Below are 25,699 nucleotides of genomic sequence, written 5' to 3'. Positions count from 1 at the left end.
GCGCCCGCTGCACGGCCCACATAAAACCTACACCGGAGACCACATGAACACCTCGACCGCCACCCCGGCGGCGTTGCCTTCGCACGCCGTTTCAAAAGAGGACAGCGTCTATGCGCGCGTGTCGCGCCGCATCGTCCCACTCATCATGCTGTGCTATGTGGTCGCGTACCTCGACCGTGTGAACGTCGGGTTTGCGAAGCTGCAGATGTCGCAGGCGCTGAATTTTTCCGAGACGGTCTACGGGCTGGGTGCCGGCATCTTCTTCATCGGGTACTTTCTCTTCGAGGTGCCGAGCAACCTGCTGATGAACAAGATCGGTGCGCGTATCTGGATCGCGCGGATCATGATCACGTGGGGTTTGATCTCGGGCGCGTTCGCATTCGTGCAGACGCCCACCCAGTTCTACGTGATGCGCTTTCTCCTGGGCTTGGCCGAAGCTGGTTTCTACCCCGGCATCATCCTGTACCTGACGTACTGGTATCCGTCGCATCGCCGCGCACGCATTGTGGCGATGTTCATGGCGGCCATCCCCATCTCGGGCATCTTCGGCAATCCGCTGTCGGGCTGGATCATGAGCGCCTTCCACGGGACGGGCGTAGGCGGCGGCTGGCAGGGCTGGCAGTGGATGTTCGTGATCGAAGCCGTCCCTGCCGTGCTGGTGGGCCTGCTGGTGCTGTGGAAGTTCGATGACAGCATCCGCAAAGCCAAGTGGTTGTCGGAAGACGAGAAGCAGATCCTCGAAACCAACATTGCCGCCGATAACAAAGGCAAGACTGAGCACCCCGGCATCGGCAAGGTGTTCTCCGATCCGCGCGTGTGGATGATGAGTCTGATTTACTTCACCTTCGTCATGGGCCAGTACGGGCTGACGTTCTGGATGCCGACGCTGGTGAAGAACGCCGGTGTGAAAGACACCTTCATGGTGGGCGTGCTCTCCGCCATCCCGTACCTATGTGCGGCGATCACCATGGTGCTGATCGGTCGCAGTGCCGATGCACGCCGCGAGCGTCGCTGGCACCTGGTTGTGCCGGCGCTGATGGGCGCAGTCGGTTTTGCCGTGGTGGCCACGGCTGGGCACAACGTGGCCCTGTCGATCGTGTTCCTGTCGTTGGCCGCTGCGGGTGTGCTGACGTGCGCGCCGCTGTTCTGGTCCCTGCCCACGGCCTTCCTGCAAGGCACGGCTGCCGCTGCCGGCATTGCCGCCATCAACTCGGTCGGCAACTTGGCCGGCTTTGTGAGCCCCTATATGATCGGTGCGCTCAAGGACATGACGGGCAGCACATCCGCCGGCATGTATGCGTTGGCGGGCGTGCTGGTGCTCGGCTGCATTGCCGTGTTGCGCACCCCGCCGAAGTTGGTCAATAAATAAGCAATCGTATTCAAAGGTCTGCCATGCCGCGCTTTGCCGCCAACCTGTCCATGATGTACCAGGAGCACGCGTTCCTCGACCGCTTTGCCGCTGCGGCAAAGGATGGCTTCGAGGGCGTGGAGTTCCTATTTCCCTACGACTTCGACCAGGCGGATATCCGCGCCCGTCTTGACGACGCTGGCCTCACGCAAGCACTGTTCAATGCTCCGCCGGGCGACTGGGCTGGTGGCGAGCGCGGCATCGCCTCGCTGCCCGGTCGCGAAGAGGAATTCAAGCGCGGCATTGCGACAGCGCTGGAGTATGCGCAGGTGCTCGGCAACACGCGCCTGCACGTGATGGCCGGCCTGCTACCCGCGGGTGCGGACCGCGCACGCCATCACGCTACCTACGTGAGCAACGTCGCCTACGCTGCGCGCGAGGCTGCCGGCGCGGCGGTCACCATCGTGCTGGAGCCGATCAACACGCGCGACATGCCGGGCTTTTTCCTCACGCACCAGGCGCAGGCACATGCGGTGTGCAAGGAAGTCGGCGCGACCAACGTCAAGGTGCAGTTCGACCTGTATCACGCGCAGATCATGGAGGGCGATCTGTCGGTCAAGCTCAAGCAGTACGTCGATGGTGTGGGCCACGTGCAGATTGCCGGCGTGCCCGATCGCCACGAACCGGACGAAGGCGAGCTGAACTATCCACACCTCTTCGCGTTGCTGGATGCACTTGGCTATGACGGCTGGGTCGGCTGCGAATATCGGCCGCGTGCCGGTACGAGCGAAGGGCTCGGCTGGCTTAAACGCTGGCGCGAAAGCCAGCGTTGACGCAGCAGCACAAGAAGGAACTGCGCCAATCTGCCTGGGCTGCGAGGTGCATCGCCAGGCGCTGACGCAAAAGAAAACCGCCGCTGCGCGATGCGCAAGCGGCGGTCTGCTCTGGCGGACAGGCTCGTCAGGCGCCCAACTGAGCCGGGCCGAGCGAGCGCGTTGTGGGGACGCGGCCGTATGCCGGCAGTTCAGCCTTGCGGGTTGCTGTTTCCAGTTGCATGCCGATCGCGTCGGCAGCATGCGCGGCCGTTGCGCCGTTGGTGCCCACCACGAGGCGATAGCCGCCGCCGCGCACGGTCTGGATCAGGCCATCGCAGGGCGTGCCGGCCAGCGCCACGCGCAGCTTGCGCACGTGCACATCCACCGTGCGCTCACCTACGAATACATGGTTGCCCCACACGCGGTCCAGCAGTTGCGTGCGCGAGTGCACGCGTTGCGGATGCGCGACGAGAAAGTGCAGCAGGCGGAATTCCAGCGGGCTGAGCGGAATGGCGCGCGGGCCGGTGTCGGTTTGCGCAGTCACGCCCAGCGTGAGCGGATCGAGGCGCAGGCCGTTGACCTGCAGGATGTCGTCGCCGTGCTGATGCGGCGCACGGCGGCGCAGTACGGCGCGAATGCGGGCATGCAGTTCACCCGTGTCGCACGGTTTGACGACGTAGTCGTCGGCGCCGGCGTCGAGCGCGGCAATCTTGGCACGCGCATCGCCATGACGGGACAGCACGATAACCGGCAGGCCGCGCGTCTGCATGTTGGCGCGCAAGGCCAGCAGCATGTCGATCGACTCGCGCTCGGGCCATGTCCACTCCATCAGGAGCAACTCAGGCATGGCCACCAGGATGGCAGACTGCGCCTGGCCCGGATGGCTGACCCGTTGAACGTCGTGTCCACCATCACGCAGGGAAAACGACAGACGCTCCCCCTCTGCCTGGTCTTGTTCGACCAGCAAGATCTGAATACCCACTTTGTGATACCTCCCGTCTAACCAGCCGACACACTCCGGCGAGCAGCCTCGCGGCTGCGCTCTGCTGTCTGCGGTGCGCGTTGTTATGAGTGCCATGCGGGCAATTGCGCGTGTGCTCGCATGTCGTTTCTTGCGGGCGCTGTTGCTCGGCCGTTGGCCTTGCGCGGATCGTCATGCTGCTGTTCCCGTCGACGATCGCCAGCGGAGCCTCCTGGGTGGTGTCCAGGGTGGTCCTGAGAAAGGTCTGCAAACCCCTCGGTGCCTGCCGCAGCGTGCCGAGCTATGCAATCGTTTGCACAGTTTGCGGCATTGCTTGCGCACAATCCGAGCCGGCGCCCCCCCGAGCGCCGGTGAAGTAGGGATCCCCCACCTCCGTTGGCATAAGGCTTGTTAGCCCTTTCCCGTTTCCTCTAGTCATGAACCCCCCTCTGGCTCAGAGAGAAGGGATTCCGTTTTGCCGGATTATAAGAATCCCGTAGGGATTCGTCACGCAGGAATTTTAAAATTTGGAAATTCATTCAATTCGACACGCATTGGGGTGGCGCGGTTGACATGCATTCTTCATAAAGCTACGCCAGGCAACGTTCTTGGCCGATACCATGCGTACAACGATTCAAGTCCGGCATAAATGCATGACGATTATGCTCGCGCCGGCATAATGATTGCGCTTATGTGTGCGCCGGTATTTTTTACAAAGCGATTCGATTTCCTAAAAATCAATTGATCTGTTTTGTTGGCAGGGGTAATTCGCGCGATTTAAAACTTTAGGATTACTGCTCGTTGTTTGGGCAACCTTCTGCGGGCAGGCGAAAAAAAAGCCCGCGCAAGGCGGGCTTTCTGTCCTGATGCCAAAGAGACGGCGGGTGTTAGCCCTCCAGGCGTTCTTCCAGGCGGGTCTTGGCGTCGGGCAGCGCTTGCGGCAGGCCGTGCGCCAGTTTCGTGAACAGCTCGTCGTGCAGCGCCAGTTCCTGCTTCCAGGCGTCCGCGTCCAGCGAGATCACCTTGGCGAACTGCTCGGCCGTGAAGTTCAGGCCGTCCCAGCTCAGTTCTTCGTAGCGCGGCGATACGCCAAAGGCGTGCTCGTCGCCCTGCGCGTGGCCCTCGATGCGATCGATCATCCACTTGAGCACGCGCATGTTTTCGCCAAAACCGGGCCACACGAACTTGCCGTTCTCGTCCTTGCGGAACCAGTTCACGCAGAAGATCTTCGGCAGCGTGGCGCCGCTTTCGGCCAGCTTCTCGCCTACCTTGAGCCAGTGCGCGAAGTAGTCGGCCATGTTGTAACCGCAGAACGGCAGCATGGCGAACGGGTCACGGCGCACCACGCCTTGCTGGCCGGCAGCGGCGGCGGTGGTTTCCGAGCCCATCGTGGCAGCCATGTACACGCCTTCGGTCCAGTCGCGCGCTTCGGTAACGAGCGGCACGGTGGTCGAGCGGCGGCCGCCGAAGATGAACGCATCAATGGGGACGCCTGCCGGGTTGTCCCATTCCGGATCGATCGAGGGACATTGGGCGGCCGGCGCCGTAAAACGCGCGTTCGGATGCGCTGCCTTGCGGCCGGTTTCCTTGGCGGTCGCGGGCGTCCAATCCTGGCCTTGCCAGTCGATCAGGTGGGCGGGCGGCGTGTCGGTCATGCCTTCCCACCACACATCGCCGTCGTCCGTGAGCGCTACGTTGGTGAAGATGACGTTCTCTTTGAGCGTGGCCATCGCGTTGAAGTTGGTCTTCTCGCTGGTGCCCGGGGCCACGCCAAAGTAGCCGGCTTCCGGGTTGATGGCGTACAGGCGGGTCTTGCCGGTTGCGTCCTTGCGGGGCTTGATCCAGGCGATGTCGTCGCCGATGGTCGTCACCTTCCAGCCGTTCAGGCCGGCCGGCGGAATCAGCATCGCAAAGTTGGTCTTGCCGCAGGCCGATGGGAAGGCCGCCGCCACGTGATACGTCTTGCCTTCCGGCGACGTCACGCCCAGGATCAGCATGTGCTCGGCCAGCCAGCCCTGGTCGCGGCCCATGGTGGAGGCGATCCGCAATGCGAAGCACTTCTTGCCCAGCAGCGCGTTGCCGCCGTAGCCCGAGCCGAATGACCAGATTTCGCGCGTTTCCGGGAAATGCACGATGTACTTGGTCGGGTTGCACGGCCACGGCACGTCTTTCTCGCCGGCGGCGAGCGGCTTGCCGACGGTGTGCACGCACGGCACGAAATCGCCGTCAGCGCCGAGCACCTCGTACACCGCGCGACCCATGCGGGTCATGATGCGCATGTTGACGGCCACGTACGGGCTGTCCGACAGCTCCACGCCGATGTGCGCGATTGGCGAGCCCAGCGGGCCCATCGAGAACGGCACGACGTACAGCGTGCGGCCGCGCATGCTGCCGTCAAACAGGCCATTCAGCGTCTGGCGCATCTCGGCCGGGGCCGTCCAGTTGTTGGTGGGGCCGGCATCTTCCTTCTTCTGCGAGCAGATGAAGGTGCGGTCTTCCACGCGCGCCACGTCCGACGGGTCCGACAGCGCCAGGTACGAGTTCTTGCGCTTGGCCGGGTTGAGCTGCTTCATCGTGCCGGCGGCCACCATTTCGGCGCACAGGCGGTCGTATTCCTCTTGCGAACCATCGCACCAGACAATGCGCTCCGGCTTGGTGAGCGCTGCCACCTCGCCCACCCACGCGATCAGGCGCGGGTGTTTCACGTAATCGGGCACGTTCAATGCAGGCACGCCCTGCATCACGGGTTGATTCATGACCAAAACTCCAATGGAAGTGAGAAAGAAATCGGTGGCGGATCAGCACGGTGGCCACGCCCAGCGGCGGGTTGGAAAGCGATCGACGGCGCATCATGAGCAGGCCGGATCAGCGATTTCCAGAGGGGGGAGTAACGCAGGCGGAGGGACGGTAGCCGTGCTGATTTCACATTCAGTTACAAAGCGGAGCGCTGACGGAACGTGGGTTTTTCCGGGCAGCGGGGGCCGCGTGCGCTAAAGTGGCGGGACCGAGGTCAATAGACCCTAGAACAAGGACTCGTCACCAGCGGGGCTGCGCAAATTGCGTGCCCGCGGCGGGCAATTCCAAACGTCGACACAGATTGTCGTGCGACGAGGGATGGGAAGAATACCACCGCGAGGGATCGCTGTTTTTTGCTGCGCACCATTGTTCGAAGTGAGATGTCGATGAAGATTGCCGTACTGGACGACTACCAAGACGCTGTTCGCAAGCTGGATTGCTTCAGCCTGATGCAGGATCACGAAGTCAAAGTGTTCAACAACACCGTCAAAGGTGTGGGGCAATTGGCCGCACGCGTGGCGGACGTTGAAGCCATTGTGCTGATCCGGGAGCGCACGCGCATAACGCGTCAGTTGCTGGATCGCCTGCCCAAACTCAAGATCATCAGCCAGACTGGCCGCGTATCGCGCGATTCGGGCAGCCATATCGACCTGGATGCCTGTACCGACAAGGGGGTGGTGGTGCTGGAGGGCAAGGGCTCGCCGGTGGCGCCGGCTGAGTTGACCTGGGCGCTGGTGATGGCCGCGCAGCGCCGCATTCCGCAATACGTTGCGAGCCTCAAGCACGGCGCGTGGCAGCAGTCGGGGCTGAAGTCCACCACGATGCCGCCCAACTTTGGCATCGGCCGAGTCCTGAAGGGCCAGACGCTGGGCATCTTCGGCTACGGCAAGATCGGCCAGCTCGTAGCTGGCTACGGTCGCGCCTTCGGCATGAATGTGCTGGTGTGGGGCCGCGAGGGCTCACAGGAACGCGCGCGCGCCGACGGCTTTGCCGTAGCGGAATCGAAGGATGCGCTGTTCGAGCAGTCCGACGTGTTGTCGGTCCACCTGCGGCTGAACGACGAAACGCGTGGCATCGTGACGGTGGCCGACCTCACGCGCATGAAGCCGACCGCCCTCTTCGTCAACACGAGTCGCGCTGAACTGGTGGAAGAAAACGGCCTGGTGACGTCGCTCAATCGCGGGCGCCCGGGCATGGCCGCCATCGATGTGTTTGAAACGGAGCCCATCCTGCAGGGCCACACCCTGCTGCGCATGGAGAACTGCATCTGCACGCCGCACATCGGCTACGTCGAACGCGAAGGTTACGAGCTGTACTTCAGCATCGCGTTCCAGAACATCCTTGATGTCCTGCAGGGCAACGTCGATAGCGTGGTCAATCCGACGGCGCTGGCGCCAGCGCTGATCCGCGCATAACGCCAGTCGTTCCGCTCGTGGTTTCGGCCAATCAAGCCGCGGCGCGCAGCTGCGGCTGATTGGCGCCCGCGCCATCGAAGCGGAAGCTGTCCATCGCCAGCGAGCCGTACGTCACCGTATCGACCACGTGCTGAGCCTGCACGCCGCCCGGCGTGGCTTGGCTCGGCTGGCCCATCGCGGCGCCCAGTGCCACGTACAGCGGCATGAGGTGTTCGTCGGTCGGGTGGGCGTGCGCGGCGTTCGGGGCTTGCGCGCGGTAATCGCAGAACTGGGTGAAATCGCCGCTGCGGATGCCATCAGTCATCGTCTCGATCATCCATTCGCGGAACGCCGTCACCCAAGGCTCGACCGGTACGCCATGCTGCGCCATGCCGGGGCCGCGCATCAGCGCGCGCAGGTTGTGCGTGAAGCTGCCGGAACCCACGATCAGCACGCCTTCGTCGCGCAGCGGCGCGAGCGTACGCCCCATCGCCATCTGGCACGCTGGCGACAGGCCTGGCATCAACGACACCTGCACCACCGGAATCTTCGCCTCGGGAAACATCAGCATCAGTGGCACCCAGGCGCCGTGGTCCAGCGGCTGGCGCGGATCCAGCACCGTGGAAGCCTGTTCTTCCAGCCCGGGGACGATGTTGCCGTCGATCAGCGCACGGATGCGCTCAGCCAAGTCCGGCGCGCCGGGCGGGGCGTATTCCAAGGCGTAGAGCTGCGGCGGGAAGCCGCCGAAGTCGTGCCACGCTTCCTGCTGCGCGCGGGCAGTGACGGCCGGCCGACGCGTCATCCAGTGCGGTGAAACCACGACGATGGCACGCGGCTTGAGGGCGGCCATCTCTTGCCCGAGCGCCGCCAGCATTGTGCCGACAGGGCCCGGATCGGCCGCCAGCATGGGCGACCCATGGGACAGATAAAGCACGGGGAGCATGTCAAATTTCCTGAAGAATATAGTTACCATTCTGCGCCGGAACAGCACCAGTAACGTGCATGGATTTGCAGACCGGGGTCAGGAAAATTGAATGAGTGCGCTTACATGCTCAGCAATTCCTCTGCCACCGTCGGGTGCAGGCCCACGGTGGTATGCAGATGCTTGAGCCGGACGCCCATGCGTACGGCCACCGCCAGCGCCTGGATGATCTCTGGCGCGGCGTTGTCGACGATGTGCGCGCCGAGCACCCGTCCGCTGCGCGCATTGCACACCAGCTTGATCAGCGATTCCATGCCGGAGCCCGCAAAACGCTGCTCCAGCGAGACGAAGCGGCGGACCACCACGTCAATCCGGTCTGCCAGGGCGCGTTTGTCGGTGTCCGCTCCGCGTTTGCCCAACTCGGGCCAGCGCGTGCGTGCGTCGGCTTCGGTCAGGCCCACGCTCGCGATCGCCGGGTCGCAGAACACGGCCATCGGCACGGTGTTCATGTCGGGCAGCTTGATGCCTTTGCCGAATAGGCGTTCGGCCACGTAACGACCCTGCGCGGCGGCCACGGGTGTCAATTGCAGCGGGCTGCCGCCGCAGATATCGCCCACGGCATGCACGCCGCGGGCGCGCGTGCGGAAATGGCGGTCGACCGCGATGCGTCCGTGTGCGTCGAGCGTGACTCCGGCCGCGTCCAGGCCAAGACCCGCGATGTTCGGCGCGCGGCCGATGGCGCTCAACACACGCTGGGCGGGCAGCGCGCGGGGAGCGTCGCTGCCTTCGATGCTCGCGTAGACGGTCACGCCGCCGCCATTCACAGCATCGCGTTCGATGCGGACAACATCGGCGTTCAGGATCAGTTCGACGCCGCAGCCGGCCAGCGACTGCGCGGCGGCCTCGGCCACCGTGGCATCCAATTCGGGCAGCACGCGCGCATCGCGCGTCAGCACGGTAACCCGCACGCCAAAGCGCGCCAGCGTGGACGCCATCTCCACCGCGATGACCCCGCCGCCCGCGATGATGAGCGATGCGGGGAGCGTGTCCCAGCTGAACACGTCGTCGGAGGTGCAAGCCAGTTCCGCGCCGGCTATGGGAAGCGGCATGGGGCGGGCGCCGGTTGCCAGCACGATCTGGCGTGCCCGCAGCGTGGTCTTGCCGGTATCGGTTTGCAAGCGGACGATGCCGCGGCCGCGCAGCGAAGCCATGCCGCTCAGCCATTGCACGCCGGCATCGGCCAGGTGGGCGAAATGCGCTTCGTGCAGCCGCGCGACTTCGGCACGCGTGCGGGCGATGGCATCGGCCCAGGCATCGGCGGCGTTGGTGGTGCGCAAGCACCGCGCCATGGTCTGCGACCAGGCGGCGCCGTAGCCAAGCAGTTTCTTGGGCACACATCCGCGATTGACGCAGGTGCCGCCCACTTGCGCGCGGTCGATCAGCAGCGTTCGTGCCCCCAGTTGCGCAGATCGGCGCGCAGCCGCGAGCCCGGCCGAACCAGCGCCAATCACGATCAGGTCAAACGCATGTGCAGGGTTTGCGGGCATGAGGTGTCCGTCGAAGAAGCATCGGCCGGACGACCTTGGTGGCACGCCGGCGGGCGCGCCATGTGCAGCAAGCGGCGCGCCCGCCGCCGGTTTTTGGAGGAGGTGGTTACGCAGCCACCGCCGTGGCAAACCCGCGTGGAAGTTCGCGCAGGAAGGTTTCGCCGTCATGACGGCCGAGCGCATAGGCGTCGCGCATGGCGCCCGGGCGGGTGTAATCCCAGCTTGAAATGGGAACCTTGCGCGAGGGCTGCACGTAAAAGCGGCGCTGCACGCCGTCGGCCACTGGCACATCCATGCGGAAATATGTCGGGCGCGGGTATAGGCGCGTGACGAGCACCAGCGCGTCGCCGGGCGTGGCGTCCAGCGCGTGCACGGGCACGTTGTCGACCATGCCGCCGTCGAGTACCGGCCGCCCCGCGCGCCGCAACACCGGCGTGAACGGCGGCGTGGAGGCCGATTGCAGCAGAAGATCCGCCAGGTCCTCGGGCGTAGCGCAATCCTGCGCACGCACGATTTCCGGCGTGAAGCCGAGGCGTTTGCCCAGTGTCGGGTGCAGCGTCTTGCGGACGTGCTTTTCGATGTTGTAGGCAATCAGCCCTGCCGCCACCGCCGACCGTGCGCCCAGCCAGCGCGGGATATGCGCCACGCCGATGCGGATCTCGGGCGCCTGCGCCAGCCGCCCGAAGCGGCCCTCGCTGAAAACCGTCAGCAGCGCCGTGCGGTACATGCCGTAATGCGGAAACACGCGCTCGCCGCGCAGCAGGTTGCCCCAATGGGCGTTGCGGGTGTTCTGGCGTAGGGCTTCGCCGTAGTAATCCATCAGCTCGGCGGAATTCCATGCATGCAGCATGCACGCCGTCGATGCGCCGGCCGAGATGCCGGCAATCACGCGCGGCGCCAAGCCCAGTTCGGGCTGCACGACGTCCCACCAGCCGGCCTGCCACCAGCAGCGGTTGCCGCCGCCGGCAAAGACCATCTGGTCGAACACGGGCGTGTTCATGCCGAGGCCCCGGTGAGGGCGGCCGTGGCCGCGGCCGCGGTCGGCTCCAGCCGCAGCGACGGCGCGTATTTGAGGGTGTCGATGCATGCATCCAGCAGGCGCTCGCGCTTGGTGGCGAGGCTGGAGGCGTCCGGGTAGAAAAGGTAATCGCCCATGATGCCGTTGAAGGTGGCATGGAAATGCGCCACGGCCAGGGGGATGTCGAGGTCGGCCGGCAACTGCCCGCGCCGCGTTGCCTGCTCGATGATGCTTGTCAGGTGGGTCATGCCTTCCTCAAACGATTCTTGTTGGCGCTTGAGAATGGGGCTCGTGTCTTCCACGAACTCGCACTTGTTGAACATGATCTCGAAGACCTTGCGCCAGTGCGCATCTTCCACGAGTTGCCGCAGCAGGAAGTTGCCCACGGTGCGCAGTTCGCCCAGCGGGTCATCAGCTTCCACCCCAAGCGGGGTGCACATGGTCTCCATGGGCAGCTTAACGCGCTCGCACATGGCGGCAAAAACGTCGGTCTTATTGCGGAAGTGCCAGTAGATGGCGCCGCGCGTCACGCCCGCGGCCTGCGCGATATCCGATAACGATGTGCGTGCCACGCCGCGCGCATAGAACACGTCTTCCGCCGCATCCAGGATGCGGTTACGTGTTTCCAGTGCTTCTTCCTTCGTTCGTCTAACCATGATCTTCCAGAGGAACGCCGTGTCACCTCAGCCGGCGTTCTTTCGATTGGCTTTTGTGCAATGCACAATTTCCGGCAACGCACCATTGCGCTTCGCACAACGCGGCAGCGGGTCCGTTGGCTGACAATGCTTGTCGGAGCGCGGTATCTGTTGCATGTTCGCTTGATCCCCGTCATTGCTACGAACTCCGGAAAGGTGTCAACGGAGTCCCTATTTCTCAATGGCGTGACTTACATACATACGCGAACGTATCTATAATAGCGCGCACTCCTTCACTTGCCCATGGCCGTATGCGCCACATCCATCCCGGGCACGTGGTCTGGGGCCGATTTTGCGTCTGTCGGCGGCCAGGTCGGAGATCGGCTGCCGATCGCTCCCGCGTCTTAGCATTCTGGTCCGAGTTGTTGCGAGTTCGTCGCAAAGGCCATATCGCATGCCGCCAGATGCAGCTAGCATCGGACGTTTTCGTTTTGTGTTTTTTTGGTTTCGCTGACGGTTTGCCGGCGTCGCACTCGTTTGCGCGGCGTGGCGGCACCCGGCATTCCGCTTATCGCCACATGGGGTCATCTATGACGAACACCCGCCGTTATCACCAACTCGCTGCCGCCGCATTCACGGTGGTGGCACTTGCAGCCTGCGGTAACAAGCAGGCACAAGGGCCGGGCGGCGCCGGCATGCCTCCGACCGAAGTCGGCGTTGTGACCGTGCAGCCGCACTCCGTTGGTCTGACCAGCGAGTTGCCGGGCCGCCTGGAGGCCACGCGTGTGGCACAGGTGCGCGCACGGGTCGCGGGCATCGTACTCAAGCGCACCTACGCTGAAGGCAGTGACGTGAAGGCCGGCCAACAGTTGTTCCAGATCGATCCGGCGCAGTATCAGGCGTCGCTCGACAGTGCCAAGGCACAGCTTGCGCGCTCGGAAGCCACGCAAACGCAGGCGCAACTGAAGGCTGAACGCTATAAGCCGCTGGTTGCCACCAACGCCATCAGCAAGCAGGACTACGACGACGCCACCGCCGCCGCCAAGCAAGCCACTGCTGACGTGGCCGCCGCCCGCGCTGCCGTGGAAACCGCCAAGCTGAACGTCGGCTACGCCAGCGTGACTTCGCCCATCTCCGGCCGTGCCGGTCTGGCGCAGGTCACCGAAGGCGCGCTGGTGGGCCAGGGCGAGGCGACGTTGCTGACGACCGTGCAGCAAATCGACCCGATCTACCTGACCTTCACCCAGTCGAGCACCGAAGTGATGCGTCTGCAGCAAGCGCTCAAGGACGGCAAACTGGCCAAGGCCGGTGGTGATGCAGCCAAGGTCACGCTCGTGACGGAAGACGGCCGTGCCTATGCCCAACCGGGCAAGCTGTACTTTTCCGACCTGACGGTGGACCCGGCCACGGGCACGATCACGCTGCGCGCGATTGTTCCGAACGCCGATCGCACGCTGCTGCCGGGCATGTACGTACGTGCCCGCCTGGAGCAGGCCGTGGACGAGCAGGCGATCACGGTGCCGCAACAAGCGGTGACGCGTAGCCCGGACGGCGCCTCGGTCATGGTGGTCGATGAGAAGGGCATGGCAGCCGTGCGCCAGGTTCAGGCCGATCGCTCGACCGGTACGGAATGGATCGTCTCCAGCGGCCTGAAGGCAGGCGACAAGGTGATCGTCGACGGTCTGCAGAAGGTCCATCCGGGCGCACCGGTCAAGGCTGTGCCGTGGCAGCCGATGTCGGCAGGCCAGGGCAAGGGTCCGCAAGGTCAGGGCGGCCAGGGTGGCGGCGCCGCACCCGCACCGGCGGCCAGCGCCCCTGCTGCAAGCACTCCCGCTGCCAGCGCACCGGCAGCCAAGCAGTAAACAAGGAGCCATCGCATGGCAAAGTTTTTTATCGATCGCCCGGTCTTCGCCTGGGTGCTCGCGCTGTTCATCATCCTTGCTGGGGCGATCTCGATCACCCAGCTGCCGATCTCGCAGTACCCGACCATCGCGCCGCCGTCCGTCATCATCACGGCAACGTATCCGGGCGCAAACGCGAAGACGCTGGACGAATCCGTCACCAGCATCATCGAGCAGGAAATGAACGGTGCGGACGGCCTGCTCTATATGGAGTCGGTCAGCCAGGGCGGTAACGGCCAGGCGCAGATTACCGTGACGTTCAAGGCCGGTACCGATCCGGCGCTGGCGCAGGTGGACGTGCAGAACCGCTTGAAGCGCGTGGAAGCGCGGTTGCCGTCTGCGGTGACGCAGCAGGGCGTGCAGGTCGACAAGGCCCGCGCGAACTTCCTGCTGTTCGCCACGCTGGCATCGACCGACGGCAAGATGGATCCGGTGGCGCTGGGCGACTACATCTCGCGCAACGTGCTGAACGAAATCAAGCGCGTGCCGGGCGTGGGTCAGGCGGTTCTGTTCGGTACGGAGCGCGCCATGCGCGTCTGGATCGATCCGGCCAAGCTGGTCGGCTACAAGCTGACACCGACGGACGTCTACAACGCCATTCGTGCACAAAACTCGCTGGTCTCGGCCGGTACGATCGGCGATCTGCCCTCTGTCTCCGACCAGCCGCTCGCGGCGACGGTCGTGGTGGAAGGCCAGCTTACGACTACCGAGCAGTTCGGCAACATCGTGCTGGTGGCCAAGCCGGACGGCTCGCTGGTGCGCGTGAAGGACGTTGCACGCCTGGAATTGGGCGGCCAGTCCTATTCGACGTCGGCGCGGATCAACGGCCAGCCGATCTCGGCCATTGGTGTGCAGCTCTCGCCCACGGGTAACGCCCTGGGCACCGCCAAGGCCGTGAAGGCCAAGCTGGAAGAGCTCTCGAAGTACTTCCCGGCCGGCGTGGAATACAAGGTGCCATACGACACCTCCAAGTTCGTCCAGATCTCGATCGAAGAAGTGGTCAAGACGCTGTTCGAGGCCATGGCGCTGGTGTTCCTGGTGATGCTGCTGTTCCTGCAGAACATCCGCTACACACTGGTGCCGTCGATCGTGGTGCCGATCTCGCTCTTGGGCGCGTTCGCCACCATGAACGCGATGGGCTTCTCGATCAACGTGCTGACGATGTTCGGCCTCGTGCTGGCGATCGGTATTCTCGTTGACGATGCGATCGTGGTGGTTGAAAACGTCGAGCGGATCATGGCAGAAGAAGGCCTGCCCCCGCGCGAAGCCACCCGCAAGGCCATGGGCCAGATCACGGGCGCCATCATCGGTATTACGCTGGTGCTGATGGCCGTGTTCATCCCGATGGCGTTCTTCTCGGGCTCGGTGGGCGCGATCTATCGCCAGTTCTCACTGTCGATGGTGTCGTCGATTTTCTTCTCGGCACTCATGGCGCTGACGCTCACGCCGGCACTGTGTTCCACGCTGCTCAAGCCGATCGAGAAGGGTTCGCACCACGAGAAGAAGGGCTTCTTCGGTTGGTTCAACCGCATGTTCAGCACCACCACGAACCGCTACCAAAGCTTCGTGGAGCGCATGCTCAAGAAGACCTTCCGCTACATGGTCATCTACGTTGCGCTGATCGTTGCGGTGGTGTTCCTGTTCCTGCGCCTGCCGTCTTCGTTCCTGCCGACCGAAGACCAGGGCTACATCGTGACCAACATCCAGTTGCCGCCGGGTGCATCGGCCAACCGCACGCTGGAAGTGATCAAGCAGGTCGAGAACTACTACAAGCATGAAAAGGCGGTCGAGAACATCGTGGCCGTGCAGGGTTTCAGCTTCTCGGGCAACGGGCCGAACGCCGGTATCGTGTTCACCCCGTTCAAGGACTGGAGCGAGCGTAAGGGCAAGGATCAAACCGCCGATGCTGTGGTTGGCCGTGCCTTTGGTGCGCTGTTCGGTGGCATTCGCGATGCAATCGTGTTTCCGCTGAACCCGCCGCCGATTCCGGAGTTGGGCAACGCCACCGGCTTTACCTTCCGTCTGCAGGATCGTGCTGGCCTGGGGCATGACGCGCTGATCGCAGCCCGTAACCAACTGATGGGGATGGCGGCGAAGAGCAAGGTCATTACGGGCATGCGCCCGGAAGGTCTGGAAGATTCGCCGCAGTATCAGGTGGACATCGACCGCGAGAAGGCCAATGCGCTGGGTGTGTCGTTCACCGACATCAACGCCGTGCTGTCGACGGCGCTGGGTTCGGCGTACGCCAACGACTTCCCGAACTACGGTCGTCAGCAGCGTGTGATCGTGCAAGCGGACAAGATCAACCGCATGCAGCCCGAAGACATCATGAACCTGTACGTGCGCAACGGGCAGGGCAACATGGTGCCGATGTCGACGTTCGCCAAGGGCCATTGGATCGTCGGCCCGGTGCAGCTCGTGCGCTACAACGGCTACCCGGCAGTTCGCCTTTCGGGTGCGGCTGCGCCGGGTGCCAGCTCGGGTGACGCCATGGCCGAGATGGAACGTCTGGCCTCCAAGCTGCCGGCTGGCATCGGCTATGAGTGGACGGGCCAGTCGCTGCAGGAAAAGGCCTCGGGCTCGCAGGCGCCGGCGCTGTATGCGCTGTCGCTGCTGGCCGTGTTCCTGGTGCTGGCGGCGCTGTACGAAAGCTGGTCGATCCCGGCTGCTGTGATTCTGGTGGTGCCGCTGGGCGTGCTCGGCGCGCTGCTGGGCGTGACGCTGCGCGCGATGCCCGATGACGTGTACTTCAAGGTCGGCCTGATTGCGGTGGTGGGTCTGTCCGCCAAGAACGCGATTCTGATCATCGAGTTTGCGAAGGACTTGCAGGCGCAAGGCAAGAGCCTGATCGACGCGACGCTGGAAGCCGTGCACCTGCGGTTCCGCCCGATCATCATGACGTCGTTCGCCTTCATCCTGGGCGTGCTGCCGCTGGCGATTGCCACGGGCGCCAGCTCTGCCAGCCAACGCGCCATCGGTACCGGCGTGATGGGCGGGATGATCACCGCGACGGTGCTGGCCGTGGTGCTGGTGCCCGTGTTCTTCGTGGTGGTCCGCCGCATCTTCAAGGGCAGCGAGCGTCAACGCCGCCTGGATGCCGCGCACCGTCCGCTGGACGAGGAAATCTGAACATGCAGAAAACGATGACCTTTCGAACCCCTGCGCTGCTGCCGGCGCTCCTGCTGGCGGCCGGCGTGCTGTCCGGCTGCTCGCTGGCGCCGACGTATGAGCGCCCGGATGCTCCGGTAACGAGCACCTATCCGCAGGCACCGGCCGGCTACGCCGTGCCGGCAGACTCAGCCAAGCCCGGTGAGAACGCCCCGCGCGCGACCGACCTGGGCTGGCGTGAGTTCTTCCCCGATGCGCGCTTGCAAAAGCTGATTGGCCTTGCGCTTGAGAACAACCGCGACCTGCGCGTGGCCATGCTCAACGTCGAGGCGGCGCGTGCGCAGTACCGCCTGCAGATCGCCGACCTGCTGCCGCCGGTCAATGCGTCTGCCACGTACACGCGCAGCCATACGCCGCCGTCGATCTCGACGACCGGCGGCGACATCTACACCAAGCAGTACCAGCTTGGCGTGGGCATCAGCAACTACCAGGTGAACCTGTTCAGCGTGGGCGATGTGACGTCGTCTGCGCGTGCGAGCTATCTGGCGACGGATGAAGGCCGGCGTGCCGCGCAGATCAGCCTGATCTCGCAGGTGGCCAAGGCTTATCTGAATGAGCGCGCCTATGCCGAGCAGCTGGATCTGGCACAGCAAACCCTGAAGGGCCGCGAAGACTACTACAAGCTCGCCAAGCAGCGGTTTGATGTGGGTGCTTCGTCGGCGCTGGACCTGCGCCAGACCGAGACGCTGGTGGAGTCGGCGCGCGTGTCGGTGGCTCAGCTCACGCGCCAGTACGCCCAGGCGACCAACGCCCTGGTGGTGCTGGTCGGCGCTCCCTTGCCGGCCGACCTGCCCACGCCGACCACGGTGTCGTCGGAAAAGATCGTCGCCGACATTCCGCCGGGTGTGCCCTCGGAACTGCTGGAGCAACGCCCGGACATTCGTCAGGCGGAGCAGAAGCTGATTGCCGCCAACGCCAACATTGGCGTGGCGCGTGCGGCGTTTTTCCCGAGCATCGGGCTGACGTCCAACGTGGGGACGGCAAGCGGCGCGCTGCATGATCTCTTCAAGAGCGGAACGGGGCTGTGGTCGTTCGTGCCGAACCTGACGCTGCCGATCTTCAACTGGGGCACCAACATCTTCAACCTGGACTTGACCAAGACCAACCAGAAGATCGCGGTTGCCAACTACGAGAAGACGATCCAGACCGCCTTCCGCGAGGTGTCCGACGCCCTCGTGGCGCGCGGCACGCTGGAAGAGCAGGTGGCAGCGCAGAAGCGCTTCCGCGATGCCACGGCCGATCGCCTGACGCTGTCTGACCAGCGCTATCGCAACGGCGTGTCGAGCTTCCTCGATGTGCTCGACGCGCAGCGCGATCTGTTCAGCGCCGACCAGACGCTGGTGCAGACGCGCCTGGCTCGCCTGACCAACGCCATTGATCTTTACACGGCGCTGGGCGGCGGTCTGCAGGAACACAGCACCACCGTGGCCGCACAGCAGGCTCAGCCGACGGCTGCGCCGGGCGTTGCGCCCGCCACGCCAGACATGACGCCGCAGCAATCGAAGTAAATTCGCGTCTGTTCGCTCGAAAGCCCGCCTTGTTCAGGCGGGCTTTTTTTCGCCTGTGCCCTTTGCGCTGGCAGTGGATTCAAGAAAGCGAAGCAGGGCCACTTCTTCGCGTCGCAGGCCCTTGCGTGCGCGGGTCGGGGGCTGCGCTTCCAGCTCGCCCGCCAGGAACGCGTCCACTACGGCCGGATGCACATAGCACTTGCGGCAGACGGCCGGCGTGTTTCCCAGGCGTTGGGCCACGGCAGCAACGGCTTGCACCACCTGCCGGCGCGCCTCGGTAGCGTTCGCCGACGTGCGTCCGCGCAACAGATCCAGCGCGAGCACGCTGCCGGCCCAGGTGCGATAGTCCTTCGCCGTGAAATCCGTGCCGGTAATCTCTTGTAAGTATGTATTCACATCTGCGGAATCGATTACGCGGCGGTCGCCCGCTTCGTCGATGTACTGGAACAACTCCTGCCCCGGCAGATCGACACAGCGTCGAATGATGCGCGCCAGGCGCGGGTCCGATACCGACACATCATGCTCCACGCCGCTCTTGCCGCGAAACTGAAAACGCACCGTGTTGCCGTGCACCTCCACGTGGCGATTGCGCAGCGTTGTGAGCCCATAGGAGCGGTTGTCGCGCGCATACGCTACGTTACCCACGCGCACCAGCGTCACGTCCAGTAGAAAGACCACCGTCGCCAGCATCTTCTCGCGCGACAGGCCTGGCGCCGCCAGGTGGGCGGTGATCGCTTTACGCACCCGCGGCAGCGCTGCCCCGAAGGCCAGCAGCCGCCCGTATTTGTCGGCATCGCGAAAGGCGCGCCAGTCGGTGTGATAGCGATATTGTTTTCGCCCACGCGCGTCGCGCCCTGTTGCCTGCAAATGGCCGTCCGCATGTGGGCAGATCCATACGTTGGTATAAGCAGGCGGAATCGCCAGTTTGTTGATGCGCGCAATGACCGCTGGGTCGCGGATGCGCTCGCCGCGCGTATCGAAATAGACAAAGCGGCCGCGCAGGCGGCGCCGGGTGTAGCCCGGGCGCGTGTCGTCCACATAGCGCAGCCGTTCGGGCAGCGCTTCGGCAGAGGGCGGCGCGCTTGTGGCAACTAACGCAGGCGCAGACTTGGGAGCGCGTTCCACGATAGAAGTCAGGAGAGATGCTCGCCCTGAGCAAGCGGCGTTCCTCTTCCTCGCTCCTTCGGCAGGCTGGCCGCTCATGGCGTAGCATCAAGGCCACGCATCTGCACAAAATTGCGGCAGGAAATGGCCTTTCCGCCACAATCGGAAGTGCCTTGCATCGGTAAACAGATTCAACTACACTGCACGCCCTCTGGGCGGTATATAATCTGCTGTTTCGCCGTCCACCCGAATATTGAGCAAGGGACCCGATGACCACCATCCGTCTGAAAGAAAACGAGCCGGTCGAAGTTGCGCTGCGCCGCTTCCGCCGTGAAATCGAGCGCACTGGCCTGATCAAGGAACTGCGCGCCCGCACCGCTTACGAAAAGCCGACGACCGAGCGCAAGCGCAAGAAGGCTGCTGCCGTGTCGCGTACGCGTAAACGCCTGCGTTCGCAAATGCTGCCGAAGAAGCTCTACTAAGATCGTGCGATTGTTTCGGTAGCACCAATCGGGTGCTGCCGCTGGCGGTGTGAAGTCAATCGACCTCCGTTCCGCCGAGCTTGGTCTGTAGCGCCTTGCGCGCACCGGAAGCCTTTCCGGATTCAACCAACGCTCCACTCCCCGATACAGAAGCTAGCAAGATGCGGTTGATGGCCTGTGTGCCATTGTCCGCCGCTTCGGTGCGCTCAGCGCGCGCCCTTCTCTGTTGCAAACGACATCCGCCAGCGGTATCGACCGGCTGGCTGTTGGCGTTTGTTGCGCCGATTCTGCGTGGGAGTGCAGTGGCGTGTGTCCTTTGCATGCGCTCTCTCAGACAACGATGCCTACCAATTCCAACGGGTACTGGTTCCCCGCCAAGCGCTACGGTTGGGGATGGGGCTTGCCTTCGCGTTGGCAGGGCTGGGTGGTGCTCGCCATCTATGCCGTACTGCTGGTGGCGGGCATCGTCGGGCTTCCCCCAGGGCGCACACAGTCGAGCTTTGCGTTGTACGTGTTGGGTATGACGGCGTTGCTGGTGCTGGTTTGCTGGTGGAAAGGCGAGCCGCCGCGCTGGCGTTGGGGTAAAGATTGAAGGGTTTGCTTACCAATCAACTGCGCAGATAGCGCTGTGGTGTCGCCGTCCAGTGCCAGCTTCACTGCCTTCTGCACGAGCTGCTCGGCGTGCGGCTGCAGCAACTCCCGCAGCGCCGTGCGTTTGTCCTTGGCGCCCTTGGGTTTGCCTGCCGGATTACCGCTTTGCCCTTTCTGAAATGCCATTGCGTTGCTATTCCTCTGAAAAAATCAGCTGTTACGCGTGGATCGCAGGCGGTTGGGTTGCGATGGCCGAAAAGTCGAAAGCTGGTCGCGCGTGCCAATTCGCCCGTTGGCTGAACTGCAGGCTGCCGGTGTCAAACCAAAGCCGTAACGCACCCTCGTAGCCGGTTGCGCGCTGCTTGTGGCAGTACAGACGGGCGTCTTCCACATCGCCGTCCGCCTCTTCCCCGGCAAGCTCCTTGCGCTTGTTACGCCAGACCGTGAAGACGTTGTCGGCCAGGTCAGTGATGGCGCCAGCACCACGAACATCCAACTTGCCGGGTGCCTTGTCCTCGCTTTCACCCTTGCGGGCGTGGGCCACCAGGTGGACGTGTGCGTTGAACTCGTTCTTGAAGTCGCACAAGCGATCCAGAAACGCCTTCTGCGCCTTGTAGTCGTCTTCTGCGATGCCGCACTTCAGGAGCGAATCCACAACGAAATGGGTGACGCGGTAGCGCTTGGCTGCGTAGCGGAACGCCTCCATCAGGCTGTCTTGGCTGATCGTGCCGACATGTGCGTAGAGCCAGAGAGCGCCGCACATCCAGTCATTTGCGGCACGCACAAACCTCTCGGTCGGCGTTGAGGTAGCGCAAGCCTGAATGGTCAAATGGCGTAGCACCGTGGCAGGCTTCATCTCGCCGGAGAAGATGCAAACCCGCTCGCCTTGTCGAACCAGGTCCACGCATACCTGGCCCAACAGGTCGCTCTTGCCGTGACCGTTGATGCCGGTCCAAACGGACAGTTCTGCCGGGCGCAGTCGCACCTTGTCGGACCATGCCGGCCACGGAAGCGCCGCGCCAACGGTGTTGACGGGACCATCCCGGAACATCGCCAGCACGTCATCTAGATACGCGGCAGGCGTACGGAGGTCGGTCGGCTCAATACGCTCCGCAGCATCCAGCGCTTCGCCGATTTCTTCTGCCGTCACGCCTTGTTGCAATGCCTCGTTGGCATCCTTCAGGCGGAATTTGACGATCCGGCAGCGATCCAGGCCCAATCGTTGCGCCACTTCGCGCGCGCCCTTCTGCCCGACATCGTCGTTGTCGAACCAGAGGAAGATCTCCGGGAAGCGCTCCAGGCGATCAAAATCGCTGTCGATCCATTGGTGGTTCCCGGCGCCCTGATTGACTGACAGAGCCGCGATGCCGTACTCGTAGAGGCTCATGGCATCCAGTTCGCCCTCTACGATCAACACGGCCTTGGCGCTGTCGGGAACCAGATCCCACCCGAACAGGCACGGCTCAGCACCCGCCGATTGCCAAGTGCGCTTCTTGCCCTTGCTGTCGCGCTCGAGTGCGAGATGCTTTAGGTTGATCAGATCGGCATCCCGCAGGTACGGAAAGACAATCGCATCGTCCTCCTTGCTCGCGGCAACCTTGAACGCGCGGATCGTCTCCAGGGACAACTTCCGCTCTTCGGTCAGATACTTGAGCACTCGACCAGCAGGGCTCACCACTGCAGGGCGGCTAGGACGCGAATAGACCCGGCTAGGAGCCACGAAAGACGGGTCGGGTATACCGAGGTAGCGGTGTGCTTCAAAAAACGCTTCCTTGAGCGTTATTCGCTTTGCGGCTGCCCACAGGTCTACGAGGTCGCCCGCATCGCCGGTGGCGAAGTCCTTCCAAACCCCCGCCTTGTTGCCGGTGATGCGCACCTTGAGCGATTCACCAGCTTCGCCCTCAACGCTGCCAGCAACCCATTCGGGGCCTTGACGCTTGCCGTTGGGCAGCAGCATCCCCGCAACAGCTTCGGCTTCCTGGGCGAGACGGTTCGAAACTTCGTTCCAGTTCATGCCGTCTCCTCAGTTTGCAAAGTTGGCTTCAGTTCCGCCGTGGCGACCCTGCTGCCTGCGGCTCAGGCCGGCCCAGTCAGCGCGCACGGCCGTCTTGAACGCCGCATCCCAATCGACGTAACGGCTGCCCTTCGCGCGGATGGTGTCAAGGAAATACTCAAGGTGGGCCTCCAGGTTCTTGTGCCCGTTTTCAATCGCCCACTTCCGCACGCCTGCCGAGATGGCGAAACCTTCCGGCAATGGAATTTTTCCGTTCGCAGATTTCGCACGATTTTTCGACGTGTGCGTTCTCTTGACGGTTATTGACGGTTCAATGACGGTTTGGCTCTCGCCAGTGATAGGGGTCTCCGATCGCCCATGAGAGTCGTCTCGATCTTGCATGGGAGTCCTATCACCAGCGATAGGGGTATCACTGGCGATATCCGTCAAGCGGTCGATCCTGAACAGATACCGGCGGCTGCAACCAGGGGCTCCGCCTGCGGCGTTGCCGATAACTTCCAGATAGCCGTCCTCAATGAGGTCGTGCACGATGCGCCTCGCCTGAACCGCAGACAGGCGGCATTTGGCGGCTACCTTCTTGATTGATGGGTATAGGGAGCGGCCGTCGTCATCGCACCAATCAGCCAAAGCGAGAGCAACGAGCATGTGCGAGCCGCCTCGCGGAAAGCGATCCCACACCTGGGTCATGGCACGTAGCGACATTACGCCTCCCGCAGGTTGAAGAGACGGAAAGCCCAAACCACCGTCCGCGTCCTGATCCAGCTGTGATTCCAGGCGAAGATGACTAGGCGCTTGATGAGCGTACGCATGGTCACACCCCCGCCAAACGCGCAAAGCGCACCATGGCTGCCTCATAGTCGGCAGGAGATGCATCGGGATTGGCAGAGAGCCATGCCGCCTTCAGCGTCTCGTACAAGGCGATACCGCCGTGCGGAATTCGGCGAAGATGGCGGGACGCCATGGGCGCTGTAGCTGGGCGAGTGAGTACGGCGGTCATACGCTCACCTCCGGCGTCAGCACATACCGGGCGACGCGATGAGGGAATCCGGACGCGCCGAAGTCCCAGGTCCACACGGTAGTGATGAGGTGCCCCTCTGCCCGCAGCTCCTGAACGCGGGCGGCCGGATGCAGCGTGTCCAATTCGCTGCGAGCTTGGAGCGTAGTCAGCGGCCCCTTTCGGAGAGCCGTAAGAATGCGATCCCGCTGCGCGGCGGTGGAATTTGGACTAGACTGAGTTTGCTTTTGAGATTTAGCCGCTTCCTCGTTGGGAGCGGCTTTTGTTTTTTCCGACATGGCGCCCCCTTACGCAGCGATTGCTTGCGCTTGGTAGGCGGCCGGATTCTGCATCCAGCGATGTACCTCCGCATTGCTGTAGACGGTGCAGCGCTCGGTCCAGCGTTGGGGCTGAGGTGCCCGCCCGTCCTTAACCAGCTTCCGCCATGTCTCGCGGCTTACGGGGATGAAATACTGGAGCTGACTCCAGCGGGAGAACCCAACCGAGGGAAGGGTTTCCGGGACTTTGTGGATTTCGGTGACTGCACGCATGCTTTGTCGCTCCTAGGCGTCGTTTGCATGCGTTAAGGATGGTCCGCGGAACAATCCAATTCACTGCCGTTAATTACCCAATTTTTGACAGTAGGTATCTCCAATGGTGACCGGCTATCGCGATCAACGTCTGGTCGTCAAATAAGGCCATTGCCGAGAAGTCCCTCCCCTCCAGAGATCTCCATGTGTTTCTACTGGAGTTCCCTAGGATATCCAAGGCAGCGGTCTTTTTTACGCCCTTTGTGCGTTCCGCTAGCAATATGGCAGCCTGAATTGCGACGCCTTCCTCGATATGTCCTGTATCTGGATAGCTAGGCCTTCCTCTGCGTCCACTGGACAAGTTGAGAGCCCTTTTCGGATCATCTCCGTTCACTATCTTCGATAGACACTCAGCCAGATAGAACGCGAGTGGTTGATCTAGCTTGGCTCCGGTGTATAGACATTCAGCGCACTCCCTTATGACATACAAAGCGTCATCCTTTGAGCCTTGTGTCGCGAGGGAGATGGCTTCCGCGATGTGTTCGGATTCTTCGCTATCGTGGTCGATCGGCATCGTGATCCTTCATCGTGGCACCAGTTGCGGATGCCCTTCCATCGCGATAGGTGTCCAGTCGATCAAATACTCGATCGATGTTCATATCATTGGTTTCTGCCTGACGCTGCAACCAATCAACTCGCTTCCCCAGCGAGGCGACTGTCGTTCTTAGTCCATATATCTCGAAGAGCGCCCATGACAGAAAAAGCTCCACCCAATGCTTGGTTGCCTGTTCCCAGAGCCAGGCTATGGCTCCGAACGCGATAGCGAGAAGTCCACCAACCACCTCTACCGCTTGCACGCGACCACCATTGTTCGCTCAGTGGTGCGAGCGCCCAGAAAGCCAGAAGGGCCTCCCCCAATCGCTGCGGCGTCCTCGCCAGTTCGGTCCACTATGTCATAGCCCTGCTCTTTGCAGAGATCGCCAGCCGCAGAAAAGCACTTGTCCCATCCACGTGCCGTTCCGCTACAGTTCAGCGCATAAGCCTTGCGGCCATCAGACGTGTAAGTTTCATGGACAGTTGCGCAGGCCGAAGTAAGTAGACTCGTTGCAACTGCGCTAGCCAATAACAAAGTCGATGCAGTTTTCATTTCCCCTCCTTTCTTCTGACTAGACAAGCACACCAACCCTAAAAGCGTTCGTCGTTGGCCGCCTCTCGATTTGCGAAACGGCGCAGCTGCCAACTACGGATTTGCACGAGCGCCCGAGCCCATTGCGCAGGGGTAAGCATCCGCCAACGGCTCTCAGGTCGAGGCCATAGTCGCTGCACCCGAAAGGCCTCGATGTCACACCAGTTTGGGTTTGTGGGATTGGCGTGCGCAGACGGCGTGTAGAGGGCAACGAAGGCGGGAACATCTGCCATCTCCGCCAGCTTACGGAGCACGCCAGCGGGCTTGTCTTGCCCGATGTCGCGAGCAACCTCCACCAGTGCTAAGGGCAATTTGCTGCCGTTGTCGTACTCGGTGAACAGTACCGAATCCAAGTCCGCCATGGTCAGCGATTCTGCCTGCGCGCCCTTTAGGTAACGACCGATGGAGGGCGCTCGGTGCCATGCACCATAGGATCGGTCTCGCGTTTCGTACTGTTCGAGCCTCATGATGACTCCAGGTCTGACGTTTCGCGATGCGTTCCGTGAAAAGTCCTTTGGGTCTTGTTCGCGGCGTCATGTGCGAGCTGATACAGCCAGGCTTGGCTCTCTCGTCCCAAGTCCTCAAAGTTCTCCCCGCAAACAACGTCAAGTAGGGCAACAAGCTTGCCAAGATCAGAGCTGACGTTGTTGTACCAATCGAATTCACTCATTCCTAAGTTCTGAGCGGCCTTGACGGCGGCGCTGCGGCGCGGCGTTGCCTCGGGTGGGGCGGTAAAATCTGCTTCAGCCATGATACGAACCTCCTATTTAGGTCGTGTTGTGGTC

At 62.9% G+C, this 25,699-nt stretch carries 23 protein-coding genes and 1 pseudogene; 8 read left to right on the top strand and 16 right to left on the bottom strand.

The window, feature by feature from the left end:
• Positions 1 to 43 precede the first annotated feature (43 nt).
• Positions 44 to 1,369, top strand: a complete 1,326-nt coding sequence (locus tag M1D44_RS14380) for an MFS transporter (RefSeq protein ID WP_112186284.1) — start codon at positions 44 to 46, stop codon at positions 1,367 to 1,369.
• A 23-nt stretch (positions 1,370 to 1,392) separates the two neighbouring features.
• Positions 1,393 to 2,181, top strand: a complete 789-nt coding sequence (gene otnI / locus M1D44_RS14375) for a 2-oxo-tetronate isomerase (protein WP_316852904.1) — start codon at positions 1,393 to 1,395, stop codon at positions 2,179 to 2,181.
• Between the two features lie 127 nt (positions 2,182 to 2,308).
• On the opposite strand, the gene M1D44_RS14370 is transcribed toward otnI, so the two are convergent.
• The gene (locus tag M1D44_RS14370) at positions 2,309 to 3,145 is read right to left on the bottom strand and encodes a winged helix-turn-helix domain-containing protein (protein WP_024977011.1); all 837 of its coding nucleotides are present in this window, start codon (positions 3,143 to 3,145) and stop codon (positions 2,309 to 2,311) included.
• A gap of 866 nt (positions 3,146 to 4,011) precedes the next feature.
• Positions 4,012 to 5,880, bottom strand: a complete 1,869-nt coding sequence (locus M1D44_RS14365) for a phosphoenolpyruvate carboxykinase (GTP) (RefSeq protein WP_316852903.1) — start codon at positions 5,878 to 5,880, stop codon at positions 4,012 to 4,014.
• Positions 5,881 to 6,306: 426 nt separating this feature from the next.
• Here M1D44_RS14365 and M1D44_RS14360 point away from each other — a divergent pair, with 426 nt between their 5' ends.
• The gene (locus tag M1D44_RS14360) at positions 6,307 to 7,335 is read left to right on the top strand and encodes a D-2-hydroxyacid dehydrogenase family protein (RefSeq protein WP_024977009.1); all 1,029 of its coding nucleotides are present in this window, start codon (positions 6,307 to 6,309) and stop codon (positions 7,333 to 7,335) included.
• 31 nt (positions 7,336 to 7,366) lie between these two features.
• Here M1D44_RS14360 and M1D44_RS14355 read toward each other — a convergent pair whose 3' ends face one another.
• From M1D44_RS14355 to M1D44_RS14340, 4 genes are all read right to left on the bottom strand, one after another.
• A complete protein-coding gene (locus tag M1D44_RS14355; RefSeq protein WP_024977008.1) occupies positions 7,367 to 8,257 on the bottom strand; it encodes a DODA-type extradiol aromatic ring-opening family dioxygenase in 891 nt (296 codons plus the stop codon).
• Between the two features lie 101 nt (positions 8,258 to 8,358).
• On the bottom strand, positions 8,359 to 9,783 hold the full coding sequence (locus tag M1D44_RS14350; protein WP_316852902.1) for a dihydrolipoyl dehydrogenase family protein: 1,425 nt from the start codon (positions 9,781 to 9,783) through the stop codon (positions 8,359 to 8,361).
• A gap of 106 nt (positions 9,784 to 9,889) precedes the next feature.
• Entirely contained in the window at positions 9,890 to 10,783 is an 894-nt protein-coding gene (locus M1D44_RS14345; RefSeq protein WP_024977006.1) for a patatin-like phospholipase family protein, read from the bottom strand.
• On the bottom strand, positions 10,780 to 11,457 hold the full coding sequence (locus M1D44_RS14340) for a TetR family transcriptional regulator (RefSeq protein WP_024977005.1): 678 nt from the start codon (positions 11,455 to 11,457) through the stop codon (positions 10,780 to 10,782). Before M1D44_RS14340 ends, M1D44_RS14345 begins: the two co-directional genes overlap by 4 nt.
• 569 nt (positions 11,458 to 12,026) lie before the next feature.
• Between M1D44_RS14340 and M1D44_RS14335 the strand changes: the two genes are divergently transcribed.
• From M1D44_RS14335 to M1D44_RS14325, 3 genes are read left to right on the top strand one after another with little or no spacing between them, the layout of a single operon-like run.
• Positions 12,027 to 13,298: an efflux RND transporter periplasmic adaptor subunit gene (locus M1D44_RS14335; RefSeq protein WP_024977004.1), complete on the top strand. Its 1,272-nt coding sequence runs from the start codon at positions 12,027 to 12,029 to the stop codon at positions 13,296 to 13,298.
• 15 nt (positions 13,299 to 13,313) lie between these two features.
• Positions 13,314 to 16,466: an efflux RND transporter permease subunit gene (locus M1D44_RS14330; protein WP_024977003.1), complete on the top strand. Its 3,153-nt coding sequence runs from the start codon at positions 13,314 to 13,316 to the stop codon at positions 16,464 to 16,466.
• Between the two features lie 2 nt (positions 16,467 to 16,468).
• Positions 16,469 to 18,013 (top strand): efflux transporter outer membrane subunit, encoded by a 1,545-nt coding sequence (locus M1D44_RS14325; RefSeq protein WP_024977002.1) that lies wholly within the window; start codon positions 16,469 to 16,471, stop codon positions 18,011 to 18,013.
• A 33-nt stretch (positions 18,014 to 18,046) separates the two neighbouring features.
• Here M1D44_RS14325 and M1D44_RS14320 read toward each other — a convergent pair whose 3' ends face one another.
• Complete coding sequence (locus M1D44_RS14320; protein ID WP_316852901.1) at positions 18,047 to 19,138, bottom strand: DNA topoisomerase IB; 1,092 nt, start codon at positions 19,136 to 19,138, stop codon at positions 18,047 to 18,049.
• 248 nt (positions 19,139 to 19,386) lie between these two features.
• On the opposite strand from M1D44_RS14320, the gene rpsU reads away from it, so the two are divergent.
• A complete protein-coding gene (gene rpsU, locus M1D44_RS14315) occupies positions 19,387 to 19,599 on the top strand; it encodes a 30S ribosomal protein S21 (protein WP_003262970.1) in 213 nt (70 codons plus the stop codon).
• 340 nt (positions 19,600 to 19,939) lie between these two features.
• Complete coding sequence (locus M1D44_RS14310) at positions 19,940 to 20,191, top strand: hypothetical protein (protein ID WP_316852900.1); 252 nt, start codon at positions 19,940 to 19,942, stop codon at positions 20,189 to 20,191.
• Between the two features lie 35 nt (positions 20,192 to 20,226).
• On the opposite strand, the pseudogene M1D44_RS14305 reads toward M1D44_RS14310, so the two are convergent.
• The 9 genes and pseudogenes from M1D44_RS14305 to M1D44_RS14265 form a co-directional block, all read right to left on the bottom strand.
• Positions 20,227 to 20,376: pseudogene (locus M1D44_RS14305) on the bottom strand (DUF5681 domain-containing protein); the annotation flags it as partial.
• A gap of 31 nt (positions 20,377 to 20,407) precedes the next feature.
• Positions 20,408 to 22,066 (bottom strand): AAA family ATPase, encoded by a 1,659-nt coding sequence (locus M1D44_RS14300; RefSeq protein ID WP_316852899.1) that lies wholly within the window; start codon positions 22,064 to 22,066, stop codon positions 20,408 to 20,410.
• Positions 22,067 to 22,213: 147 nt separating this feature from the next.
• Positions 22,214 to 22,906, bottom strand: a complete 693-nt coding sequence (locus M1D44_RS14295; RefSeq protein WP_316852898.1) for a helix-turn-helix domain-containing protein — start codon at positions 22,904 to 22,906, stop codon at positions 22,214 to 22,216.
• A gap of 109 nt (positions 22,907 to 23,015) precedes the next feature.
• Positions 23,016 to 23,201 (bottom strand): hypothetical protein, encoded by a 186-nt coding sequence (locus M1D44_RS14290; protein ID WP_316852897.1) that lies wholly within the window; start codon positions 23,199 to 23,201, stop codon positions 23,016 to 23,018.
• Positions 23,198 to 23,497 (bottom strand): helix-turn-helix domain-containing protein, encoded by a 300-nt coding sequence (locus tag M1D44_RS14285; protein WP_316852896.1) that lies wholly within the window; start codon positions 23,495 to 23,497, stop codon positions 23,198 to 23,200. Before M1D44_RS14285 ends, M1D44_RS14290 begins: the two co-directional genes overlap by 4 nt.
• Positions 23,498 to 23,506: 9 nt before the next feature.
• Entirely contained in the window at positions 23,507 to 23,749 is a 243-nt protein-coding gene (locus M1D44_RS14280; RefSeq protein WP_316852895.1) for a helix-turn-helix transcriptional regulator, read from the bottom strand.
• Positions 23,750 to 23,822: 73 nt separating this feature from the next.
• Complete coding sequence (locus M1D44_RS14275) at positions 23,823 to 24,302, bottom strand: hypothetical protein (protein WP_316852894.1); 480 nt, start codon at positions 24,300 to 24,302, stop codon at positions 23,823 to 23,825.
• A 611-nt stretch (positions 24,303 to 24,913) separates the two neighbouring features.
• The gene (locus M1D44_RS14270; RefSeq protein ID WP_316852893.1) at positions 24,914 to 25,381 is read right to left on the bottom strand and encodes a hypothetical protein; all 468 of its coding nucleotides are present in this window, start codon (positions 25,379 to 25,381) and stop codon (positions 24,914 to 24,916) included.
• On the bottom strand, positions 25,378 to 25,665 hold the full coding sequence (locus M1D44_RS14265) for a hypothetical protein (protein ID WP_316852892.1): 288 nt from the start codon (positions 25,663 to 25,665) through the stop codon (positions 25,378 to 25,380). Before M1D44_RS14265 ends, M1D44_RS14270 begins: the two co-directional genes overlap by 4 nt.
• Positions 25,666 to 25,699 lie beyond the last annotated feature (34 nt).

It is taken from the genome of Ralstonia sp. SA306 (assembly GCF_054792405.1).
Note: the sequence above shows the minus strand (reverse complement) of the source record. Positions and strands in the feature narration are given on the sequence as shown.

What these genes read in the sequence shown, in the direction of transcription:
- M1D44_RS14380 (WP_112186284.1), top strand. Translation starts at nt 44, where the DNA reads ATGAACACCTCGACCGCCACCCCGGCGGCGTTGCCTTCGCACGCCGTT.
- otnI (WP_316852904.1), top strand. Translation starts at nt 1,393, where the DNA reads ATGCCGCGCTTTGCCGCCAACCTGTCCATGATGTACCAGGAGCACGCG.
- M1D44_RS14365 (WP_316852903.1), bottom strand. Translation starts at nt 5,880, where the DNA reads ATGAATCAACCCGTGATGCAGGGCGTGCCTGCATTGAACGTGCCCGAT.
- M1D44_RS14360 (WP_024977009.1), top strand. Translation starts at nt 6,307, where the DNA reads ATGAAGATTGCCGTACTGGACGACTACCAAGACGCTGTTCGCAAGCTG.
- M1D44_RS14355 (WP_024977008.1), bottom strand. Translation starts at nt 8,257, where the DNA reads ATGCTCCCCGTGCTTTATCTGTCCCATGGGTCGCCCATGCTGGCGGCC.
- M1D44_RS14350 (WP_316852902.1), bottom strand. Translation starts at nt 9,783, where the DNA reads ATGCCCGCAAACCCTGCACATGCGTTTGACCTGATCGTGATTGGCGCT.
- M1D44_RS14345 (WP_024977006.1), bottom strand. Translation starts at nt 10,783, where the DNA reads ATGAACACGCCCGTGTTCGACCAGATGGTCTTTGCCGGCGGCGGCAAC.
- M1D44_RS14340 (WP_024977005.1), bottom strand. Translation starts at nt 11,457, where the DNA reads ATGGTTAGACGAACGAAGGAAGAAGCACTGGAAACACGTAACCGCATC.
- M1D44_RS14335 (WP_024977004.1), top strand. Translation starts at nt 12,027, where the DNA reads ATGACGAACACCCGCCGTTATCACCAACTCGCTGCCGCCGCATTCACG.
- M1D44_RS14330 (WP_024977003.1), top strand. Translation starts at nt 13,314, where the DNA reads ATGGCAAAGTTTTTTATCGATCGCCCGGTCTTCGCCTGGGTGCTCGCG.
- M1D44_RS14325 (WP_024977002.1), top strand. Translation starts at nt 16,469, where the DNA reads ATGCAGAAAACGATGACCTTTCGAACCCCTGCGCTGCTGCCGGCGCTC.
- rpsU (WP_003262970.1), top strand. Translation starts at nt 19,387, where the DNA reads ATGACCACCATCCGTCTGAAAGAAAACGAGCCGGTCGAAGTTGCGCTG.
- M1D44_RS14310 (WP_316852900.1), top strand. Translation starts at nt 19,940, where the DNA reads ATGCCTACCAATTCCAACGGGTACTGGTTCCCCGCCAAGCGCTACGGT.
- M1D44_RS14295 (WP_316852898.1), bottom strand. Translation starts at nt 22,906, where the DNA reads ATGTCGCTACGTGCCATGACCCAGGTGTGGGATCGCTTTCCGCGAGGC.
- M1D44_RS14290 (WP_316852897.1), bottom strand. Translation starts at nt 23,201, where the DNA reads ATGACCGCCGTACTCACTCGCCCAGCTACAGCGCCCATGGCGTCCCGC.
- M1D44_RS14285 (WP_316852896.1), bottom strand. Translation starts at nt 23,497, where the DNA reads ATGTCGGAAAAAACAAAAGCCGCTCCCAACGAGGAAGCGGCTAAATCT.
- M1D44_RS14280 (WP_316852895.1), bottom strand. Translation starts at nt 23,749, where the DNA reads ATGCGTGCAGTCACCGAAATCCACAAAGTCCCGGAAACCCTTCCCTCG.
- M1D44_RS14275 (WP_316852894.1), bottom strand. Translation starts at nt 24,302, where the DNA reads ATGCCGATCGACCACGATAGCGAAGAATCCGAACACATCGCGGAAGCC.
- M1D44_RS14270 (WP_316852893.1), bottom strand. Translation starts at nt 25,381, where the DNA reads ATGAGGCTCGAACAGTACGAAACGCGAGACCGATCCTATGGTGCATGG.
- M1D44_RS14265 (WP_316852892.1), bottom strand. Translation starts at nt 25,665, where the DNA reads ATGGCTGAAGCAGATTTTACCGCCCCACCCGAGGCAACGCCGCGCCGC.